At 33.4% G+C, this 19,820-nt stretch carries 16 protein-coding genes; 13 read left to right on the forward strand and 3 right to left on the reverse strand.

The window, feature by feature from the left end; all coding sequences use genetic code 11:
* Window positions 1-48 precede the first annotated feature (48 nt).
* Genes FZC76_RS06330 through FZC76_RS06365 form a run of 8 tightly spaced genes read left to right on the forward strand, consistent with a single transcriptional unit; the run spans window position 49 to window position 9,697 of the window.
* Window positions 49-1,308: a glycosyltransferase family 4 protein gene (locus FZC76_RS06330; protein WP_148987402.1), complete on the forward strand. Its 1,260-nt coding sequence runs from the start codon at window positions 49-51 to the stop codon at window positions 1,306-1,308.
* Window positions 1,305-2,594, forward strand: a complete 1,290-nt coding sequence (locus tag FZC76_RS06335; RefSeq protein ID WP_148987403.1) for a glycosyltransferase — start codon at window positions 1,305-1,307, stop codon at window positions 2,592-2,594. Before FZC76_RS06330 ends, FZC76_RS06335 begins: the two co-directional genes overlap by 4 nt.
* 25 nt (window positions 2,595-2,619) lie before the next feature.
* Window positions 2,620-3,804 (forward strand): glycosyltransferase family 4 protein, encoded by a 1,185-nt coding sequence (locus FZC76_RS06340; RefSeq protein WP_148987404.1) that lies wholly within the window; start codon window positions 2,620-2,622, stop codon window positions 3,802-3,804.
* A gap of 17 nt (window positions 3,805-3,821) precedes the next feature.
* Complete coding sequence (locus FZC76_RS06345) at window positions 3,822-4,094, forward strand: hypothetical protein (RefSeq protein WP_148987405.1); 273 nt, start codon at window positions 3,822-3,824, stop codon at window positions 4,092-4,094.
* Between the two features lie 25 nt (window positions 4,095-4,119).
* Window positions 4,120-5,913, forward strand: a complete 1,794-nt coding sequence (locus tag FZC76_RS06350; protein ID WP_148987406.1) for a glycosyltransferase family protein — start codon at window positions 4,120-4,122, stop codon at window positions 5,911-5,913.
* A 53-nt stretch (window positions 5,914-5,966) separates the two neighbouring features.
* Window positions 5,967-7,247: a nucleotide sugar dehydrogenase gene (locus tag FZC76_RS06355; protein WP_148987407.1), complete on the forward strand. Its 1,281-nt coding sequence runs from the start codon at window positions 5,967-5,969 to the stop codon at window positions 7,245-7,247.
* Window positions 7,244-8,047, forward strand: a complete 804-nt coding sequence (locus tag FZC76_RS06360; protein ID WP_148987408.1) for an ABC transporter permease — start codon at window positions 7,244-7,246, stop codon at window positions 8,045-8,047. Before FZC76_RS06355 ends, FZC76_RS06360 begins: the two co-directional genes overlap by 4 nt.
* An 18-nt stretch (window positions 8,048-8,065) precedes the next feature.
* Window positions 8,066-9,697, forward strand: coding sequence for an ABC transporter ATP-binding protein (locus FZC76_RS06365; protein WP_148987409.1), 1,632 nt, complete (start codon window positions 8,066-8,068; stop codon window positions 9,695-9,697).
* A 98-nt stretch (window positions 9,698-9,795) separates the two neighbouring features.
* Here FZC76_RS06365 and FZC76_RS22905 read toward each other — a convergent pair whose 3' ends face one another.
* Window positions 9,796-10,545, reverse strand: coding sequence for a hypothetical protein (locus tag FZC76_RS22905; protein WP_187441968.1), 750 nt, complete (start codon window positions 10,543-10,545; stop codon window positions 9,796-9,798).
* A 139-nt stretch (window positions 10,546-10,684) separates the two neighbouring features.
* Between FZC76_RS22905 and FZC76_RS06375 the strand changes: the two genes are divergently transcribed.
* The 3 genes from FZC76_RS06375 (at window position 10,685) to FZC76_RS22910 (ending at window position 14,523) form a co-directional block, all read left to right on the forward strand.
* Window positions 10,685-11,452 carry an SGNH/GDSL hydrolase family protein gene (locus FZC76_RS06375; protein WP_148987410.1) on the forward strand — a complete coding sequence of 256 codons (768 nt, stop codon included), beginning with the start codon at window positions 10,685-10,687 and terminating at the stop codon, window positions 11,450-11,452.
* Between the two features lie 587 nt (window positions 11,453-12,039).
* On the forward strand, window positions 12,040-14,226 hold the full coding sequence (locus FZC76_RS06380; protein ID WP_187441969.1) for a cell wall-binding repeat-containing protein: 2,187 nt from the start codon (window positions 12,040-12,042) through the stop codon (window positions 14,224-14,226).
* A gap of 147 nt (window positions 14,227-14,373) precedes the next feature.
* The gene (locus FZC76_RS22910) at window positions 14,374-14,523 is read left to right on the forward strand and encodes a hypothetical protein (RefSeq protein ID WP_187441970.1); all 150 of its coding nucleotides are present in this window, start codon (window positions 14,374-14,376) and stop codon (window positions 14,521-14,523) included.
* A gap of 61 nt (window positions 14,524-14,584) precedes the next feature.
* Here the strand turns inward: FZC76_RS22910 and FZC76_RS06385 are convergent, their stop codons facing one another.
* On the reverse strand, window positions 14,585-14,950 hold the full coding sequence (locus FZC76_RS06385; protein ID WP_148987412.1) for a hypothetical protein: 366 nt from the start codon (window positions 14,948-14,950) through the stop codon (window positions 14,585-14,587).
* Between the two features lie 272 nt (window positions 14,951-15,222).
* On the opposite strand from FZC76_RS06385, the gene FZC76_RS06390 reads away from it, so the two are divergent.
* Together FZC76_RS06390 and FZC76_RS06395 are read left to right on the forward strand one after the other, a co-directional pair.
* Window positions 15,223-17,502, forward strand: coding sequence for a cell wall-binding repeat-containing protein (locus FZC76_RS06390; RefSeq protein WP_148987413.1), 2,280 nt, complete (start codon window positions 15,223-15,225; stop codon window positions 17,500-17,502).
* 133 nt (window positions 17,503-17,635) lie between these two features.
* The gene (locus tag FZC76_RS06395) at window positions 17,636-18,973 is read left to right on the forward strand and encodes a cell wall-binding repeat-containing protein (RefSeq protein ID WP_148987414.1); all 1,338 of its coding nucleotides are present in this window, start codon (window positions 17,636-17,638) and stop codon (window positions 18,971-18,973) included.
* Between the two features lie 86 nt (window positions 18,974-19,059).
* Here FZC76_RS06395 and FZC76_RS06400 read toward each other — a convergent pair whose 3' ends face one another.
* A complete protein-coding gene (locus FZC76_RS06400; RefSeq protein WP_187441971.1) occupies window positions 19,060-19,785 on the reverse strand; it encodes a PIG-L deacetylase family protein in 726 nt (241 codons plus the stop codon).
* Window positions 19,786-19,820: the final 35 nt, after the last annotated feature.

The raw sequence follows: 19,820 nt of genomic DNA on the forward strand, positions 1-19,820 counted from the left end.
TGTTTTCTAATACTTATAATTCCTCAAAGGTTAACAAGGGGCTATATTATGAATAAAAGAGTTTTAATGATTTCACAAAATTTTTACCCTGAAATTGGTAGTGCCGCTAATAGGATGAAAAATATATATAAACTTCTAAAAGAAAATGGATTTGATGTTGAAGTTATCACTACAGAACCTGCATATCCTAATAAAAAAATTTATAAAGATGAAAAATTCTGGGATGACGATAGTATTAATGAGGACGAAAAAAGTAGAATAAAGCGAACGTCTGTAAAAACGAGGAAGTATTCTAGAACTATTCTAAATAGGCTATTTTACTATTTAGAGATATCACTTAAAATGTTAATTTATATTTTTAGAAGTAAAAAAAAATATGATGTAGTCTATGTAACTTCACCTGCTATATTTATTGGAATTGTAGGTGTAATAGCTAAGTATCGGTTCAAAAGCAAATTATTGTTAGATATTAGGGACCTATGGCCCGAATCGCTTAAGGGTGTGGGAGTACTCGATAATAATACTGTCATAAATCTATTTAGTAGGATAGAAAAAATACTTTATAAGAACGCAAATAGGATAATAGTCAATAGTAAAGGGTTCGTTAATCATATTATAAATATTGCAGGCATTGATTCTAGTTTAGTTGAGTATATCCCTAACGGTGCAATAAAAGAAGAGTTAATTACAAGTGAAGCTAAAAAAGGATTTAATGTTATCTATGCAGGTAACATAGGATTGGCCCAAGACACTAATATGATAATGAAGCTAGCTAAAGAATTAAACAATAGAAATATTGATTTGCATATTATTGGCTATGGAATGAAAGCTTATGAGCTTAATCAATTTGTTATTGAAAATAAGTTGAGTAATGTATTCTTTGTCAGTCCAAGTACTCGAAATGAATGTTTAAATATTATAGCGAAATATCAGGTGGGAATTGTAACATTAAATGACAAACAAGTATTTGAAACAGTATTACCAGGGAAGATTATTGACTATATGACTATAGGATTACCAATAGTAGCTTCAGTATCAGGGTATTCAAAAAAAATAATAGAGGATACAAAATCAGGTTTTGTCATCAGCGAGAAAAACGTGGACAAAATGATAAAGAAAATTGAAATACTATATAATAATAGTGAATTACGTACAAGAATGTCTTTAAATGGTATAGAAGCTGTGAAAGCAAATTTTATGTGGGAGAAAAATATAAAGACCCTTATAAAAGTCTTAGAAGAAGAATTAAATTATACACATAACTTTAATAATAAAAACATAAAACAAGACAAGGTTGAATCACTATGAGAAAAAAAGTATGCATGTTTGTTTGGAATCATTTTACTAATGATGCAAGGGTTATGAGAGAATGCACGGCATTATCTGAAAACCAGTACAGTGTAGATTTAATATGCATTGAGGATCCTAATGATAAAAACTTGCCTTTATATGAAGAAATAAATTCCAATTTCAAGGTATTTAGAGTGAAACGATATCCAAGTTCTTTGTTAATGTTACAAAAAGTTTATCGAGTTTGCTTTATAAATAAACTAGCTACAATGTTCTCCGTGTTAGTATGGTTATTTTTTACGTATTTTTTTCCTTTAATGAGTGTTGTTTTAACAATTTTATTTCTACTTCTATTAAAAACTAGACTTAAAACAGTAGTAATTAGAGGGAGTATAATTTTGAGGATGGTTCTTAAAGGATTGAAAAAAAATTATAAAATATATCATGCCAATGATCTTAATACTTTAACGCAAGCATATATATGCTCAAAAATTAGGCTTAGAAGTAGACAATTAGTATATGATTCTCACGAAGTACAAACTAGTAGAACGGGATATGATAGTAGTTTATATGCTATTTTGGAAAAATTCTACATTAAAAAAATAGATAGAATGATTGTAGAGAATCATACAAGGGCTAAATATAATCAGGAGTTATATGGATTTTACCCATCAGTCGTATATAATTACCCTTTTAAACAAGTTCATAACATAACTGAGAGCAAAAATCTCCATAAAATCTTAAATCTTTCTCCAAATGAAAAAATTTTATTATATCAAGGAGGAATTCAAGTAGGTAGGGGATTAGAAAAGCTAATAGATGCTGTTCCTCTTTTTAGGGAAGGTATATTAGTATTTATTGGTGATGGAAAAATAAAGAAACATTTGGAATATATTGTTAAAGAAAAACAATTGGATAATAGAGTAAAGTTTCTTCCGAAGGTACCTTTGGGAGAATTACCAGCCTATACAAAAAATGCATACTTAGGTTTTCAAGTTCTAAATAATGTTTGTTTTAACCATTACTCAGCCTCATCAAATAAGCTATTTGAATATTTGATGGCAGGAGTACCAGTAGTTGCATGTGGTTTTCCTGAAATAAAAAAAGTAGTAGAAGAAAACCAAGTAGGGATATGTGTAGATTCGCATAATTATGAATCTATTGCAGAAGGAGTAAATGTACTACTGTCAAACGATAAGCTCAGACAAAAATTCGCTGATAATACTAGATACGCAAGCAGTAAATATAATTGGGAAAACGAAAAAATAAATTTCTTGGAAGTTTATGCTTCTCTCGGTAGTTGAAAAAAAGTAAAAGGGTTGAGTTAAAATGCAAAAATTTATAAATATTAATGAACTTGAATTTGATGGGAAAGATAGGTATTTAGTGATAACTACTGCTTATCCACATCCGAGGCAACTTTATAAAAATGGTTTTATCCATAGAAGAGTAAAGGCGTATATGGAAAGGAATCTCAAAGTTGATATTTTTGTGTTACATCCTGCTTATACTAAAAGTGAAATGTACTTGTTCGAGGGTGTACAAGTTTTTAGAGGGACTGAAGAGCATTTAAGAAGTTTTTTAGAATTCAAGGCTCATTGTAAAGCGCTGATACATTTTGCTACACCGAAGATGGTTAATGCGATATTAGAAGTTCGCAAAGAAATGCCAGTAATTACTTGGATACATGGCTACGAAACTGAAGCGTGGCACCGAAGATGGTTCAATTTTTTAGATAATCCAACAAGTTTAAGAAGAATCCTTGATATGGCTGATAACTACTATATAGAACAATTAAGCTTTATGAATTGGTTCTATCAAACAGATGAACTGAATACAACATTTGTTCATATTTCAAAGTGGTTTAAAGAGCATATTGCGGAATGTGACGCAAGAGCAGTTTCTAAAAGAGCTGCAATTATACCCAATGTTATCGATGAAGAATTGTTCAATTATGTTGAAAAACCGGTAGAACAAAGAATGAATATTCTTTCAATAAGACCCTACGCTTCCCGGAAATATGCTAATGATTTGTCTGCAGAAGCAGTTTTGGAATTATCGAAAAGACCTTTTTTCAAAAGATTAAACTTTGAATTCTATGGTGAAGGGCCACTTTTTGATGAAATTACTAATAAGATAAAACAATTTCCGAATGTCAAAATACATAAAGGGTTCTTGTCTCAAAATCAAATTGCTGATGTGCACAAAAAAAATGGTATTTTCTTATGTCCTACTAGGCTAGACTCACAAGGTGTTTCTATGTGTGAAGCTATGTCAAGCGGCTTAGTTCCTATTTCTACAAATATTACTGCTATTCCTGAATTTGTAGAGCATGATTATTCTGGTTTACTTACTAAACCAGAATCGCCTGTTGATATTGCAGACGCTATAGAACGGTTGTACTTTAACCCCGATGTATTTACAAGGGTGTCAAAGACTGCTGCTATTTCTATACGTGAAAAATGTTCAAAAGATGTTGTGATTAATAGTGAGTTGGAATTAATTAAAGCTTAAGTAAAGGAGGAAGAACGATGAGAGACGGTGAATATTGGAAATGTATGTACGAAGAATTAGAGGTTCAAATGAAGGAAATGATGCACATGTCTTTAGAAATGGTAGAAAAATATCAAACTCATGGATGGGAAGAGAAGTATAGCGAACTTCAAAAAAAACATGATACTCTACTAAATGAAAATAGAAAACTAAAGTTATTTGAACATAGGGTGAAAATTACCTTCGTAGGTAAATTAGCACTTAAATATATTCAACTTAAAGCTAAGTTGAAAAATACTATTAAAAAGTGAACTAGAAAATCAGGATGTGAAAGTAATGCTACCACTAAAAGCAAATAACACTGACAATAAAGTTAAGGTCCTCCTATTTGGTTTCATTGATATGAATGCAATGGATGGTTCAGCCGTATTCCTAACTTCTTTATCAAATACACTTGCTAAAGATAAAAATATTCAAGTTGATCTATTATTAGCAAGGCCTATTATTAGGGATTTTCTTGTTAAACCTCTAGAGCAAATTGAAAATGTAAATGTAATTAATCCTTTTCAGGATGAGGAATTTATTAATTGTGATAATCCTTGGAAAGATAAAGGATTCTTAAATTATGAGATCGTTGAAATGCTCATTAGTCACTATTGGAAAAAAAATGATTACGACTGGTTAATTGTTAGAAGTATGGAAACAGTAATAAAACTATTAAATCACAAAGAGATCATTAACAAAACACTTGTATATGCTACTGGTTTAACACATATGAATCAAAGTCTTTCAAATAAAGAGTTAGAAGTTATTAAAAGCATTTATAATCAGAGCGCATATTTTTTATGCCAAACCAATGAAATGAAACAATTTGTTATAAATTTACTTTCTTTAGATGATAAAAGCAATAAAGTTGAAGTGCTAACACCTATGATTCCAGATATTGTAGAAGAAAATGTTATCAATGAAATAAAAACTAGTAATAAAAATAAATTAGTATATACTGGTAAGTTTGACCCGAAGTGGAAGACAATAGAAATAATAACTGCTTTTAAAGAATTGAAAAGAGAGATTAACTCACTTACTTTAGATATAGCTGGAGATAAATTTAATAAAGATCCAAATAATCCATTCTTTCAAGAGGAATCAATTTATTTAATGAAAGAAACTGAGGGTGTATCTTGGTACGGCGCAGTACCTAGAGAAAAGGCTCAAGAATTAATTATCGATAGTGATATCGGAATTACCTGGAGAAGTACGGAAATGGATATAAGCTTGGAATTGTCGACCAAGTTATTAGAATACGGTATTCTGAAAAAAGCAGTTATTATGAATCCTACTGATATGCATAAAGAAATATTTGGGGAGGATTACCCTTTATATGCAGTGACTGAAAAAGACTTTCGTGAAAAAATAAAATTAGCATTACTAGATAAAGAAGTTTATAATTTTGCAGCAGACAGAATGTATGAAGTAAGTAAACAATTCGTATTTTCGCAGGCAATAAAAGGACTTCAACCTTTATTATGGAAAGAAAAAACTAGGCTTCTTATAGAACAAGAACGAAAAGATGGACTTAAAATTTTCGCTAATTCAAAAAGCACTTTAATAAATCGTATTATAAATAAAAATTTCCAGGATCTCACTTCTAAGTCTAAATTGTATAGCAAGAATATTTATGTAATCGAAAAAATTGAAAATGAAACTATTGATATAAAAGAACTTCTAAAGTTATCAAAGGTTGGAATAATAAATAATATAGAAACTTTAGGTTGTTTGCGTTTAATATATTTTTATAAAAATAATACTAACTTTGAAAAAAATTTAGAAGAAAACCTTAAATTTGTAAATAGGTACTTTGTTTCTCACAAAAGCCAACCGATAAAAAATAGAGCATCATATATGATTACAGATAGAGATAACAATTCTAACTTACAAACAAAAGAACTTAACCTGAAAATTGCTAAATTAAGCTCTGAAAATGCAAATTTGAAAATCGATCTAAACCATTTAATGAAGAAGAATTTGAATTTAGAAAAACGATACAAGGCATTATCAAACTCGAAATTTGGAAAACTAACTATTAAATACTGGAAATATAAAAAGGAAAAGCAAAAGAACACGAAATGAATAAAAGTAATTAGTAATTTAATATTTAAATGACTGAAAATGGAGTGTATAAAATGAATATTTGTACAGTTGGTTTAGGATACATTGGATTACCTACTTCAATAATGTTTGCTAAGCATGGTGTTAATGTTGTTGGAGTTGATATCAGAGAAGAAGTAGTAGAGAGTTTAAATAATGGTAAAATTCATTTAGAAGAACCGGGTCTACAAGATGCATTAACGGAAGTAACAGGTTTAGGTAGATTTAAAGCATCTACGAAACCTGATAAAGCAAATGCATATATTATAGCAGTACCAACACCTAATAATGATGATGATTATAAATCATGTGATTTAAGTTATGTTTTAAGTGCAGTAAATTCTATATTACCATATGTAGAAAAAGGTAATGTTATAATTGTAGAATCAACAATTGCACCGAGAAGTATGGATGATTTTGTTAAACCTCTAGTTGAGGAAGTTGGTTTTGTTGTTGGTAAGGATATATATTTAGTTCACTGCCCAGAAAGGGTTCTTCCGGGACAAATACTCCATGAGTTAATATATAATAACAGGATTGTAGGAGGAATTACTCCTCAATGCACTGCAGCAGGAGCGGAAATTTACAGTACTTTCGTTAAAGGTGAAATCATTAAAACAGATGCGAAAACTGCAGAAATGTCTAAATTAATGGAAAATACCTTTAGAGATGTAAATATTGCATTAGCCAACGAAATGACTAAAGTATGTAACGAGTTAGATATCAATGCTTTAGAAGTAATAAATATGGCCAATAAACACCCAAGAGTTAATTTGCATACACCAGGACCTGGAGTAGGAGGCCATTGTTTAGCTGTTGATCCTTATTTCATTGTTGCAAAAGCGCCTGAAACTGCTAGATTAATAAATATGGCTAGAGAAATTAATACTTCTATGCCTAATTATGTTTTAGAAAACGTAGATAACATTATGCAAAAGTGTAAAGGTAAAGTCATTACTGTATTTGGATTAACCTATAAAGGTAATGTAGATGATATTCGTGAAAGTCCTGCTATGGAAATTTATGAAAGTCTAATTGAGCAAAATAAATATATAGTCCGTGCATATGATCCACATGTAACTAATTCATTTGTAATAAATAACTTGGAAAAATCAGTTGATAATTCTGATTTAATTCTTATCTTGACTGACCATTCTGAGTTTAAAGAACTGGACTTTGAAAAATTGAATTCTATGAATACTAAACAGATATTTGATACTAAAAATATTGTTATTAACTCGCCTAATGAGTTTAATTATGTTAACTTTGGTAATTTATCATCATACATTAACAAGAAAGATGCAATTTTGGTATGAATTTTGCTTTACAAGTTATTAAAGAACAATTTTCTAATAGACACCTAATACTTAGGCTTGCAAGCTACGATATTAAAAGCAATTATCAAATGCATTACTTGGGTTTACTGTGGCAGTTTTTAAATCCTATTTCCCAAGTCTTTGTATATTGGCTTGTTTTTGGTATCGGTATTAGGGGGGGAGATCCGATAGGTGATGTTCCATTCTTTATATGGCTTGTTATAGGATTAATACCTTGGTTTTTTATTGCTCCAACAATTGTTCAAGGTTCTAATAGTGTCTATGCCAAAGTAAATATGGTATCTAAAATGAAATTTCCTGTTAGTGTGTTGCCAACAATAACTATTTTTAAAAACTCATTTAGTTTTTTTATCATGTTATTTGTTTTAATACTGATTTTATTAATGAATAAGCTTAATCCAGGCATTTTTCTAATTCAATTACCCTATTACCTATTTTCTATGTATGCATTTTTATTTTCAGTTACCTTGTTGTTTTCTACAATCTCGACAGTGATAAGAGATTTTCAAGTGGCTTTACAATCAGTTATGAGAATGCTATTTTTCTTATCTCCAATATTATGGGACTTAGCAGATATGTCTCATTTGTTGCAAGCTCTTTTTAAACTAAATCCTTTCACATATCTAATTTTAGGTTTTAGAAATACATTTATAGGGAATCAATGGTTTTTTTATGATTTAACATATACCATCTATTTTTGGTCTATAACAATATTCATATTGTTTTTAGGTGCTTTTTTACACATGAAATTAAGAAGAAAGTTTGTCGATTATCTTTAAAATGGAGACTATATATTTATGTTGAAAAGAAAAGTCAGTTTTAATAGAGTATCAAAAAGCTTTAGTTTATACAGTAAACAATCAGACAAACTTATAGAACTTATAAAAATGAAGAAATCTAAAGAAAAGAATTTTTATGCACTAAACCAAGTTTCTTTTGAAGTGTTTGAAGGAGAGACGATAGGTGTCGTAGGCGTAAATGGTTCAGGAAAATCGACGCTTTCTAATCTGTTAGCAGGAGTTGTGCCCCAATCTTCTGGTTCAATTGATATTAATGGGGATACTTCATTAATAGCTATCTCTGTAGGTTTAAATAATCAACTTTCTGGTTTAGAAAATATTGAATTAAAATGTCTTATGCATGGGTTAAACAAGGAAAGTATTGAGAAATTAACTCCTCGGATAATTGAATTTGCGGATATAGGGCATTTTATTAACCAACCAGTTAAAAATTATTCTAGTGGGATGAAATCTAGACTAGGATTTGCAATCTCTGTTTTTACCGAACCTGACGTTCTGATAATAGATGAAGCTTTATCAGTTGGGGATGAAACATTTTACCAGAAGTGTATTAATAAAATTAATGAGTTCAAGTCTCAAGGAAAGACTATATTCTTCATTAGTCATTCAATAAGTCAAATAAGAACAATCTCAGACAGAGTAATGTGGTTACATTTTGGAAAAATAAAGGAATTTGGAGATACAAATACAGTTCTGGGGAAATATTCAGAGTTTATAAAATGGTTTAATAGCTTAAACGACGAAGAAAAAAGAAACTATAAAAATGATAATCTAGGCAATCAAATTAATGAGAGATCATACAGTGATGGGTATGAACCTCAAGTTGGACCGAATTTGAAGAAGTGGAAACTGTTTTTACAAACATGTATTCTTCTCCTATCAATACTAATAAGTGGGTTTTTATTGTTTATTGAATCTCCCTCTGCGTTGTTATTAACCCAATTTAAAAATCTAAATATGTTTAAAGAAGAGGAAATCGATGATTCTAATAACACTAGTATCCTGAATAGTGTAGGAAGTTCACCTTCGTTTGAAACAATAAATAAGCAAGCTAAGATATCTTTAGAACAAGCGACAATATACTATGATGAAAATTTAGAGTATAAACTAGATAATTTGAATTTTGCGACCTTAATATTTATTGAAGAGAAGTTCGGAGATATTTACAAAATAAAGTATGGTGAATTATCTGGTTATATTGAAAGTGATAATGTTACTTTAATTGAGGAAATCCAGAATAACAGAGAGTTATCTGTTAATGATTTTCATGTATTATTCCCAACCCAATTTAAAGAGGCGTATGAATATTACTTATCTTTCATAGGTAGTGAATATCAAGAAGTAAATAGACTGCTTACAGGTGCTAACGAGGAAATAAATAATCAAGGAAGAACAGAGCTGTACTATGAATTCGAAAACTTTTCTTATGAATTTAATCAAAATAACTTTGTAGATTCTGTAAAAATTTTCAATGTTAATATGACAGATGAAGCATTAAATAATTTAATCAAATATGCAACCTTTCAATCAAAAGATAAAAATTTATTTTATTTCGAGATAATTGACTTCAATCTTATTTTAGACGCTAAGAAGAATACTATAGTGCTCCTAAATATTAAAGGGGTGTAAATAACTCTGAAAAATTATAATAAACTAGTAGAAAGCCGGGTCAACGAAGTTAACTCGGCTTTCTATTTTTATTTAATCTTATTTTGCTTAATGCAAAATTATATTATTTCATTCTTTACTCTTTGTACCTCTGCTAATCTATCAATAATAAATTGGATATTCAATGCACCAACATCTTCCAATAAAAAAAACTCTTCCAACTCCTCAATCTGCTTCAAAGATAACTTACTTCCCAAATCATTTATAGGTTGTTTTGAATAGGAACTTGATGATTCGGAAGTATACTTGTTTTCTATAAGGATCGTAATAATATTTGTGAAAATGTATGTATCTAGCGTTGAGTAGGCCGTTTGATTTTCTTCAAAGATTGCAAGTAAAGCCTCCTTCGATACAGGTACTGCTGCAACCTCATCCTCAATCTCTTCTGTCTCGTCATCTTCTAAATTTTCTTCAGGTTCAGGATCTGAAGGTGGAACAGGCTGGGGGACTGGTTCTGGTTTAGGTTCTGGTTTAGGCTCTGGCTTAGGCTCTGGTTTAGGTTCTGGTTTAGGCTCTGGCTTAGGTTCTGGCTTAGGTTCTGGTTTAGGCTCTGGCTTAGGTTCTGGCTTAGGCTCTGGTTTAGGTTCTGGTTCAGGTTCGGGTACTGGTTCTGGCTCAGGTTCGGGTATTGGCTCTGGTTCAGGTTCTGGTATAGGGTTGATTATTGGACTAGTATTATATGGAAAGTACTGTTCCACTTCTTTAATAGTGTCCTTGTTCTCCAATTCGGCAAATGAAATGGTGCCCGAACCTAATAAGGTAATGGAAAAGGTAAGTGAGTATATTAAAGGAACTCGAAGTTTCAACATTTTCTCCTCCTAATTAATTTAAACAAAGTCTTATATAGCTCTAATTTTATCATAATTTGTAAAAATTAACTTGTAAATCTATTAGTTTAAAAAGTTTATGTATATAATGGATATAGATTCTTTTTGGGAGTGTAACTATATGAAAAAGATTTTAATTATACTTTTTAGTATACTGGCAATGTCTTTGATTTTTTTAGGAAAGATGCAGTATGATAATAAAATTGCTCAGGCTGGTAAAGCTGTGCAACAAGATCAAACTAGTGACTCTACAGATGGTAGTCTAATAGCATTAACTGAAAATATGAGTGGTGATTTACAAGCTAAAGTGAAATCAATGATGGAGTCAGAAGTTCCAATAAAAGTTCTTATTGTTGGATCTGGGGCAATTATGAATGGTGATGCTAACAACTTGCCATGGCCGTTACTTGTCAAAAATGCATTGGAAGATAACTACGGAAATGATGTTTTTGAGATAGATGTTTTGAATTTTGAAAATATCACTACCAATCATTTAATTGAAATAAAGGGTCATGAGCAGATTGCTGCTAAACAAGCAGACGTATTAATCATTGAGCCATTGCTTTTAAATGATGATGGATTTGTTAAAATAGAGCATACATTACAGAATCTAAAAACGATTATCGACTCTGTACTACAGGTGAATCCTGAGACACATGTAATGTTACAACCTCCGAATCCTATATTTGAGCCAGTTGCTTACTTGGAACAAGTAGAAGCATTAGAAGAGTATGCATTAAAAAATGAAATAGAGTATCTTAACCATTGGCCGGATTGGCCGGACACATCTTCTGAGGATATTAAAGAGGTTATTAAAGGATCCTTTCCTAACGCCAAAGGGCAGGAAATTTGGGCGAACTATTTTATTAACTACTTTATTGCTAAATAACTATCATTACACTTCAATGGTAGATATTTGTAGAAATTTGTTGTTTCATTAGAGAAAATATCCTTATTTCCCCGACTTGTTTTGATAATATTCTTAATGGGGTATCTATATAATAAGAGTAAATATAGATAGAGGGGTGTAGTATTTAATGATACAGCTTGAATTAAAAGTCAGAGATGTATACGCACTTAAAGAATCCTTAAAGGTAGCACATGAAGTAACATACAGCGATTTAAGTTTCTTTCAAAATGAATCTATTAGATACTTCACTAAGAATATATCGTCCGACAATTGTAGGATGCAACTTTCTCCCGGTCTTAAAGAAGACCTAATAATATGCCTGAATATATTTAAAACAAGTAGAACATGGCATTGGTTAAAGGAAGATTTTAAAAACTCAGTTGAAGATTTTCTATATATATTAAATAAGTAAATTTAATACTTACTTAATACTTAATAGCTAAAGCAAACTCCACTAATAGGTGTTTGCTTTTTTGCATTCTCTCCTCCTTTTTTGGAAAAATATAGTGTGATATAGGTTGATACTTGATAGAATGATATTAGTAACTAAAAGGGGGACAATTTTTATGAAAAAAGCAAAATTGTTAATTTCACTCTTAACAATTATGTTAGTACTACCTCAATCTATCAAAGCAGAGGAGAGCAAAATCTGCACACAGCCTTCATTTATTGAGGTTGATATATTACTAACAACCGAAGCTCTAGCACAAAACATCCCGCCAGAGGTCGTAAAAGCAATTGCTTTTGTAGAATCAGACGGATGGCTGCAGTGTAAGGATGGGCAACCAAATGTTTCACCTGATAATGGTATCGGAATTATGCAGGTGACTGATGCAAGATATGATGAAGAACGATTGAAGTACGATATTGAATATAACATTCAAGCTGGTGTTAGTATCCTAAACGAAAAATTCGGTTATAGTGGTGTTACCATTACGATGTTAAATGATGGTAGTCGGGATGTTATTGAGAATTGGTATTTTGCCGTAATGGCCTACAATGGCATTAAGCAAGTAAATAGTCCGCTTTATCGAGCAGATGGAGAAAGGAATTATAATTCCTATCAAGACCGTGTTTTCAAGCGTATTAATGAGAGTTCCAATTTGAATTTAAATACAGCATTAGAAGAAATAGAGCTATCCCATTTGAACTATGGGGACAATGGGGCTTTATCTTTTGAAAAGCTGGACTACTCACAAGAGGGAGTTTTACATAATACCAAGCATAAGTTCCATCCTAAGGATTTAGTTGTTGCTACAGAAGAAGTCAATCTTAGAAATGTGCCAAGAAAGGATGGGACAAGTCTGGGGAAACTAGATCAAGAGGTAGTCATGATTGAAGATACTTTTGGTTATGACACATCAATAAGCGATAGAAGAAACTATAATCATTTTGTGTGGTATCCTGTTTCCAGTGAACTAGCTGGTTTAAAGAAGACTGGTTTTGTCGCGTCTTCTTATTTGACTTCTTTCGGGAAAAGAATTTCCGGTGCTGAGAGATATTCCACAGCAAACGAAATTGCTTTAGAAGGTTGGGATAAAGCGGAAACGATAGTTGTTGCTAGTGGGCAAAACTTCCCGGATGCCTTAGCTGGTGCACCGCTTGCCTTCAAACTTGATGCTCCCATTCTTTTAACAAAAAAAGATAGCCTTCCAGATCAGACAATGCAGATGATTAAAAAGCTAGGGGCTAAAAAAGTCATTTTGTTAGGTGGTACAGGTGCTGTCAGTGAGAATGTTCAGAAGTCCATTGAGGCAATTCAAGGTGTTAAAGTAGAGCGTATTAATGGAGCAACGAGGTATGAAACAGCTGCTAAAATTGCTGAGCACCTAGGTGGTTCGCCAGAAAAAGCAGTTATTGCCAATGGTTCCAATTTCCCAGATGCACTTGCCATTGCCCCCTATGCTGCTAAAAATGGCTATCCTATTCTGTTAATTAAAGAGAAGGCAGATACTATTAATGAGCCTACAGCAAAATTATTAAGAGATAAAGAGATTAAAAGTACAATTGTTGCTGGTGGTACCTCTGCAGTGACGGATGCTGTTCTGAAGGCTTTACCTGGGGCTGACCGGATATCAGGAAAAGACAGATATGCGACTTCTGTAGAGATTATTAAAGAGCTCAATCTTCCTACTGAAAATATTTACACAGCAACAGGTCGTTCTTTTGCTGATGCTCTAACAGGTTCTGTTCTGGCTGCCAAAAAAGGAACATCTATACTACTTGTCGACGATAAAGAAAGAACTGTTGTATCTGAACTTGTAAGTAGTAAGAATCTTCATAATTTCCAAGTGCTGGGCGGTAGAAGTGCAGTTAATGATCAGGCTTTAAACCTACTCTTCAAAGCTAGCAAAGGTATCTACCATACTTCTGATCTAAGCGAATATGAGAGAAAGGTAATTGAGTTAGTAAATGTGGAACGGGAAAAACATGGTGTTAATTTACTTTCCACCCATGTTCAATTAAGTCTAGTAGCAAGAGAGAAATCGTTAGATATGAAGGCTAACGACTACTTTAATCATACAAGTCCTGTTTATGGCACTCCTTTTGAGATGATGGATTTCTTTAATATTGAGTACACGAGTGCTTCAGAGAATATTGCAAGAGGCCACCAAAGTCCTGAACAAGTAGTTTCAGCTTGGATGAACTCAGCAGGGCACAAAGCAAATATTCTAGATCCTAATATGACACACATTGGGGTAGGGTATGAAAAAGAATTAAAACATTGGACCCAAATGTTTATAGGTAAATAAAATATTTCTTTTTTTAAAAACCATCCTGTTAGGGTGGTTTTTTCTATTATGGAGTGTTTGGGAGTCTTCAAGTTTTTATTGAAAATATTTCAAAGTATAGTAAAATTATAAAGTGTTTTGTTATTTATTAGGTGGTGAAAAAGGTTAATGAAAGATGCTTTAAAAGTTAACAATAGTACTGAAGAAATCATAGAAGTGCTTAAATATGGCTACAAACAAGGGATAGAGCGTGAAAACATCTCTATGATCGAGCTGGTAAACGAAATGAAAGAGAAACTTCAAATGGTTTTAAAATAAATGAGAAATAGATAAAACACCTCTTCAAACAGAGGTGTTTTTAAGTGTACTTAAATCCAATTTAAAATTGAAAAATTGCAACGACCCAAATAATGAATGTTAAAAGCAATACTCCACCAGTAATAATGGCAGCCTTTTTGGCTTGAGCCATGTCTTTTACATAATACAGAACAAAAAGTATCGGAACTAAAAACCATGGAATGGAGAGTAATAGAGCAAGCAAATAGAAGGTAAAGATGCCTTCTGTGTAGGCAAATTTGATAACAAGTGCAGGCAGTCCCAGTGCAACACTGGATAGGCAGGATACGATGATCATTTGTATCCAATATGTTTCAAAGAAAAGCGAGAAGTTTTCTCTTTCAAAGGCAATATTGAATTTAGGTCGTTTTAGCTTTAATGCAGGCAGAAACCGTTTCGTGAATTCCATTAGAATCCTCCCCTGTAATCTTCTAATCTCATCATATGTATCATTCTCTATTAATATTCCTACTTTACTTTATTCCCCTTTTACTAGATTCCTAACATTCATTCCACAACTTTTAGTTCACAAATATACACAATCATTTACATTTTTAGTGGAAACACGACAATATCGGCAAATAATAGACAAATTACCTATTCATTCTTTTGTAATCTATTTGATAAAATTAATAATGTAGTGAAATAATTGTAGTTTTATAACAAGGAGGAAAATCTTTCGTGCAAAAAAGTATTATTGCCGTAAAGTTGTGTTTGCTATTTTTGCTGGTACTGGCTGTAGACAAAGCTCATGCAGGATGGAATGCGGAGGAGCATTCTGTTCATTCAAGTGGGAATGCTACAGTGTCTTTAGGGGATTATGAAGTATCGGTTTCCAATGGAGAGACTTCTACTGCAAGTGTTTATTATGAAGGGGAACTTCTGAAAGAGTTAGAAATAGGTCTTGCTGAATTTACCACAATATTCACTTGGAATGTTAACAATAAAGAGTATGTATTGCTGGAGAATAAAAAGCAGGGTACTGGCGGCTTTATGCAATTCACTGTATTACAATTGGCCGATGGTGTTCTGAAACAAGTGTACATATCAGAAGATTATAAGATGGGTGCTGTTAGTGTTGATTCTGACAGATTCATAGTAACTTATGTAGATGCGAATGAAAGTCTTGTAGATAATGTTACTCTACTAAAAGATACATATACGCAGGCTGATAATGGTTCACTAACCTTAGCGAAGAAGGGTGAAAAGCAGACAGTTGCTAATGAAACGGTTACGGAAAGCTTTTCATTCCAATCTACGGGAGATAATCGTATTGGAGGAGAAAATCCTACGAATGCGGAATTAAATATCATGTTAACGCAGGAAGCAATTATAGCGGGTGTTCCTCCTGAGCTTGTAAAAGCAATCGCATGGCAAGAAAGTTCTTGGAGACAATTCCGTACATCAGATGATCCAAGTGGCCTTTGGAAAAAAGGAGATGCGGTGGTTTCTTTTGACGGTGGTATCGGTATCATGCAGATTACCGAATCCAACATGACTGCGGATCGTGAACTTAGGTTAAAAGAAGATATTCGTTATAACATTCAAGAAGGTTTGAGAATTCTAAAGGAAAAGTGGAACTACAGCAGTTGGGGACGTATTCCTAAAATAAACGGAAATGACATGAATGTTATAGAGGATTGGTATTTTGCGGTTATGGCTTATAATGGGATTTCTCGGAGAAATGATCCGCAATTTTATCCAAGTAATACTTATCAGGATGTCATTTATCGTCATATCGAGCGTATGGCACAACTGACTGTCACAAAGTTTCCTGAATCACAACTAAGAAATGATATTTACTACAACGAAGCAGGATCTCTTCTTTTCAGAAAAGATCACTATTATGTAAGTGGACCTTTCACCACTTCTAAGCACTTTTTTGCAAACAACGACCTTGTTAAAGCAACTGAGAGCGGCGTAAGGTTAAGAAAGTCGCCAGAGGGTGCAGAGATAAGATTGACTACGGCAGGTGAAACACTGCAGATTGTCGGACCGTATCAAGCTGGAAACAACAGCAATAATCATTTTGTTTGGTACCCTGTGAAAGATATGAGTTCAAAGGAAACGTATTATATCGCGTCTACTTACCTGGATAACGTTCGGATTTCAGGACCTAACCGTTATGCGACAGCTGTTAGTATTTCTAAAACAGGATGGGATAAGGCGAACACAGTAGTGCTTGCGCGCGGGGATAATTTTCCTGATGCATTAGCGGGAACTCCGCTTGCCTATAAGCTGAATGCACCTATCCTACTTACAAAGAAAAATGAACTAACAGAAGAAACAAAAGATGAATTGGTGCGTCTTGGTGCAAAAAATGTTGTCATTCTTGGTGGAACAGGGGCTATTACAGATACAGTTTCCACAAGTGTCCGCAATATGGGGATAGAGGTAAAACGTATTGCAGGAGCGAACCGTTTTGAAACGGCTAAGTTGATTGCAAACGAAATGGGGACAAGCTTTTCCACTGCTGTGGTGGTAAATGGGTACGGCTTCCCTGATGCCCTTGCTATTGCCCCATATGCAGCAAGAAACGGCATTCCTATTTTGTTGACGGAAAAGAACTATATTCCAGGTCCAACAAAAACCATTCTTAACTCAGCTAGTAAGACCATTGTTGTAGGCGGAACGGCAGTTGTAAATCAAAATCTATTAGGTGCAATGCCGAAAGCGTCCAGAATCTCAGGTGCAACAAGGTACGAAACAGCCTATAAAATTGGCACACAGTTTAGCTTTTCATCAAGTGAAGGATTGGCTGTAAGTGGAACAGATTTCCCTGATGCACTGACAGGATCTGTTTTGGCTGCAAAACGCAATGCGCCATTACTACTAGTAAATCCAACGTACTTACCGGAGGAAACTTTGAAATTGGCTCGTGCAAGAGACTTTTCTCAAATTTCCGTACTAGGTGGTACATCCGCTGTGCGTACGGATACAGTTATCAATCTAGTTAAATAGTCTTAATGAAAAAACGTCTATAATATTACATTATAGCGTTTTTTTGTTACTTAATTTTAATATTCGGACTATTTTACTAGTGTTATAATGAATGAGTAAATTATGTAATAATATGTAGATTTAGGGGGAAAAAATGAAGACTTCAGCGTGGAAACGATACATAGTTGCTCTTGTTCTTGGTATGGTCGTTCTTGTTACTTTGCCTTCTGTCAATTATGCAAACAGTTTTAATGTCGATAGAATTAATGGGGAAAATAGATATGAAACTGCTGTAGCGGTTTCAAAGAAAGGGTGGACAAGCTCTAATACAGTTATCATTGCAGCCGGGAATCAATTTCCTGATGCACTGACTGGTACACCGCTTGCCTTTTCGCTTAATGCACCGATCTTATTAACGCAAAATAGTTCTCTGCCTAGTGAAACGAAAAATGAAATAACTAGATTAAAAGCGAAGCATGCCATTATTCTTGGCGGAACAAGTGTAGTGACTGCTAATGTGGAAGCTCAGTTAAAAAATGCCGGTATTACAAAAATAGAAAGAATCAGCGGATCTGACAGATATACGACCTCTGTTAAAATTGCAGAGAGACTTGCTGGACAGACGGATACTGCAGTACTAGTTTATGGGAAAAACTTCCCCGACAGTTTGGCGATTGCTGCGCATGCGGCCAGAAACGGCTATCCTATTTTGTTAACGAAGACAGATTCTTTGCCTGCTGAAACCAAACAGGTACTTTCTAAATATAAAAACACAATCGTTGTTGGTGGGACTGGCGTCATCTCTGATAAAATAATGAAGGATGTTCCAAACGCAAAAAGATATTCCGGAAAAGATCGTTATGATACTGTGTCTAAGGTAGTCAGTGGTCTAAACGTTAAGTTTGGGGAAAATGTATATGTGGCAACAGGTCAAAGTTATGCGGATGCGCTGACAGGTTCTGTCTTAGCTGCAAAGAAAAATTCATCCCTGGTACTGGTTCAGAAGGACGCTGTTCCTTCACCTGTTCAAACAGTTTTAAACTCTGTAAGCTCATCAGCTGCCTCTATTATTGGCGGAACCAGTGCTGTATCAACAAATGTTGAGAATACACTTGGATTTAATACAGAGGCTCTTGTGAATACTGCAAAACAATATATAGGCACGCCTTATCAATATGGTGGCACTACTCCATCTGGATTTGATTGCAGCGGCTTTATAAAGTTTGTGTTTGAAAAACACGGTATTAGTACGCCGCGAACCACGCGTGACTTATATGCTGGTGGGAAATCTGTAAGTAAACTAGAGGTTGGGGACATTGTGTTCTTCAAAACAGATCCAAGCTACAATGGTGCTTCTCATGCAGGCATTTATATTGGGGATAATAAATTTATTCATGCTAAATCAGCTGGATCTAATATCGGTGTGACAATTGATGAAATGTCTAATAGTTACTTTTACCCGAGATACTTAGGGGCTAAACGTTATCATTAATAAAAAACAGGATGGAAACAATTTGTTTCCATCCTGTTTTTTTATAGATATGAAAGTATATAGTACTGTTGATTTCATTCACCTGATCATTTGTAATGGTAGCGGCTTTCCATGTTGTTTCTGGCGGTAATAAAGTATTCGGGTACAGATATTTTACCGATGGAATAGTTGCCAGAAGAAGGGTCCCATTTTTCATAGGATTCCAATGCTTCAATCATGCGTACCTGTTGATGCTGGTTTAACAACTGTACTTTATTATCAAATGGAAAGTTTTCATGCTCTTGCACAGGAAAATAGTATTTCCCGTTTTGTACTATTTTTTCATCAATCAAGTTTTGAAGTGCCTGGCCTGTCACGGAATGATCTGAGTGAGGGTCTTTGTCACTCATAACATGATATATGACTTTATCATACATTGTATCTTTTTGGACAATGATTTCCCTTACCGCTTCTTTGTTTAATTTTCCGTCTGGTAGGTCAAGGATCGTCACATTAGATGCTGCAACTCCTAGAGCTTCAACTGCCCTTTTAAACTCTTCCACTCTTGCTTCCCCAAACTCTTCCGTTGAGATGGAAGGGTGGCCTTCTGCTTCCAACCGTTCATTTACGGTATTAATCCCTTTGCTTGCTTTGCCTTCAGACAATAATACTATATGGACTTCTTTACTTGAAGATAGTGCATGAATGATAGCTGGTCCCAAGCTAAGGACTTCATCATCAGGATGAGGGGAATAGAATACGTCAACCTGATCGTATTTGGTAGCAGAACAGCCTGCCAATATTATAGTTAATAGAAGTATTAATTTTTTCATCTGTGTTCCTTTCCTCTTCAATAAGTATGCTACAA

The organism is Sutcliffiella horikoshii (genome assembly GCF_008180725.1).
GTDB classification, from domain to species: Bacteria; Bacillota; Bacilli; order Bacillales; family Bacillaceae_I; genus Sutcliffiella_A; species Sutcliffiella_A horikoshii_B.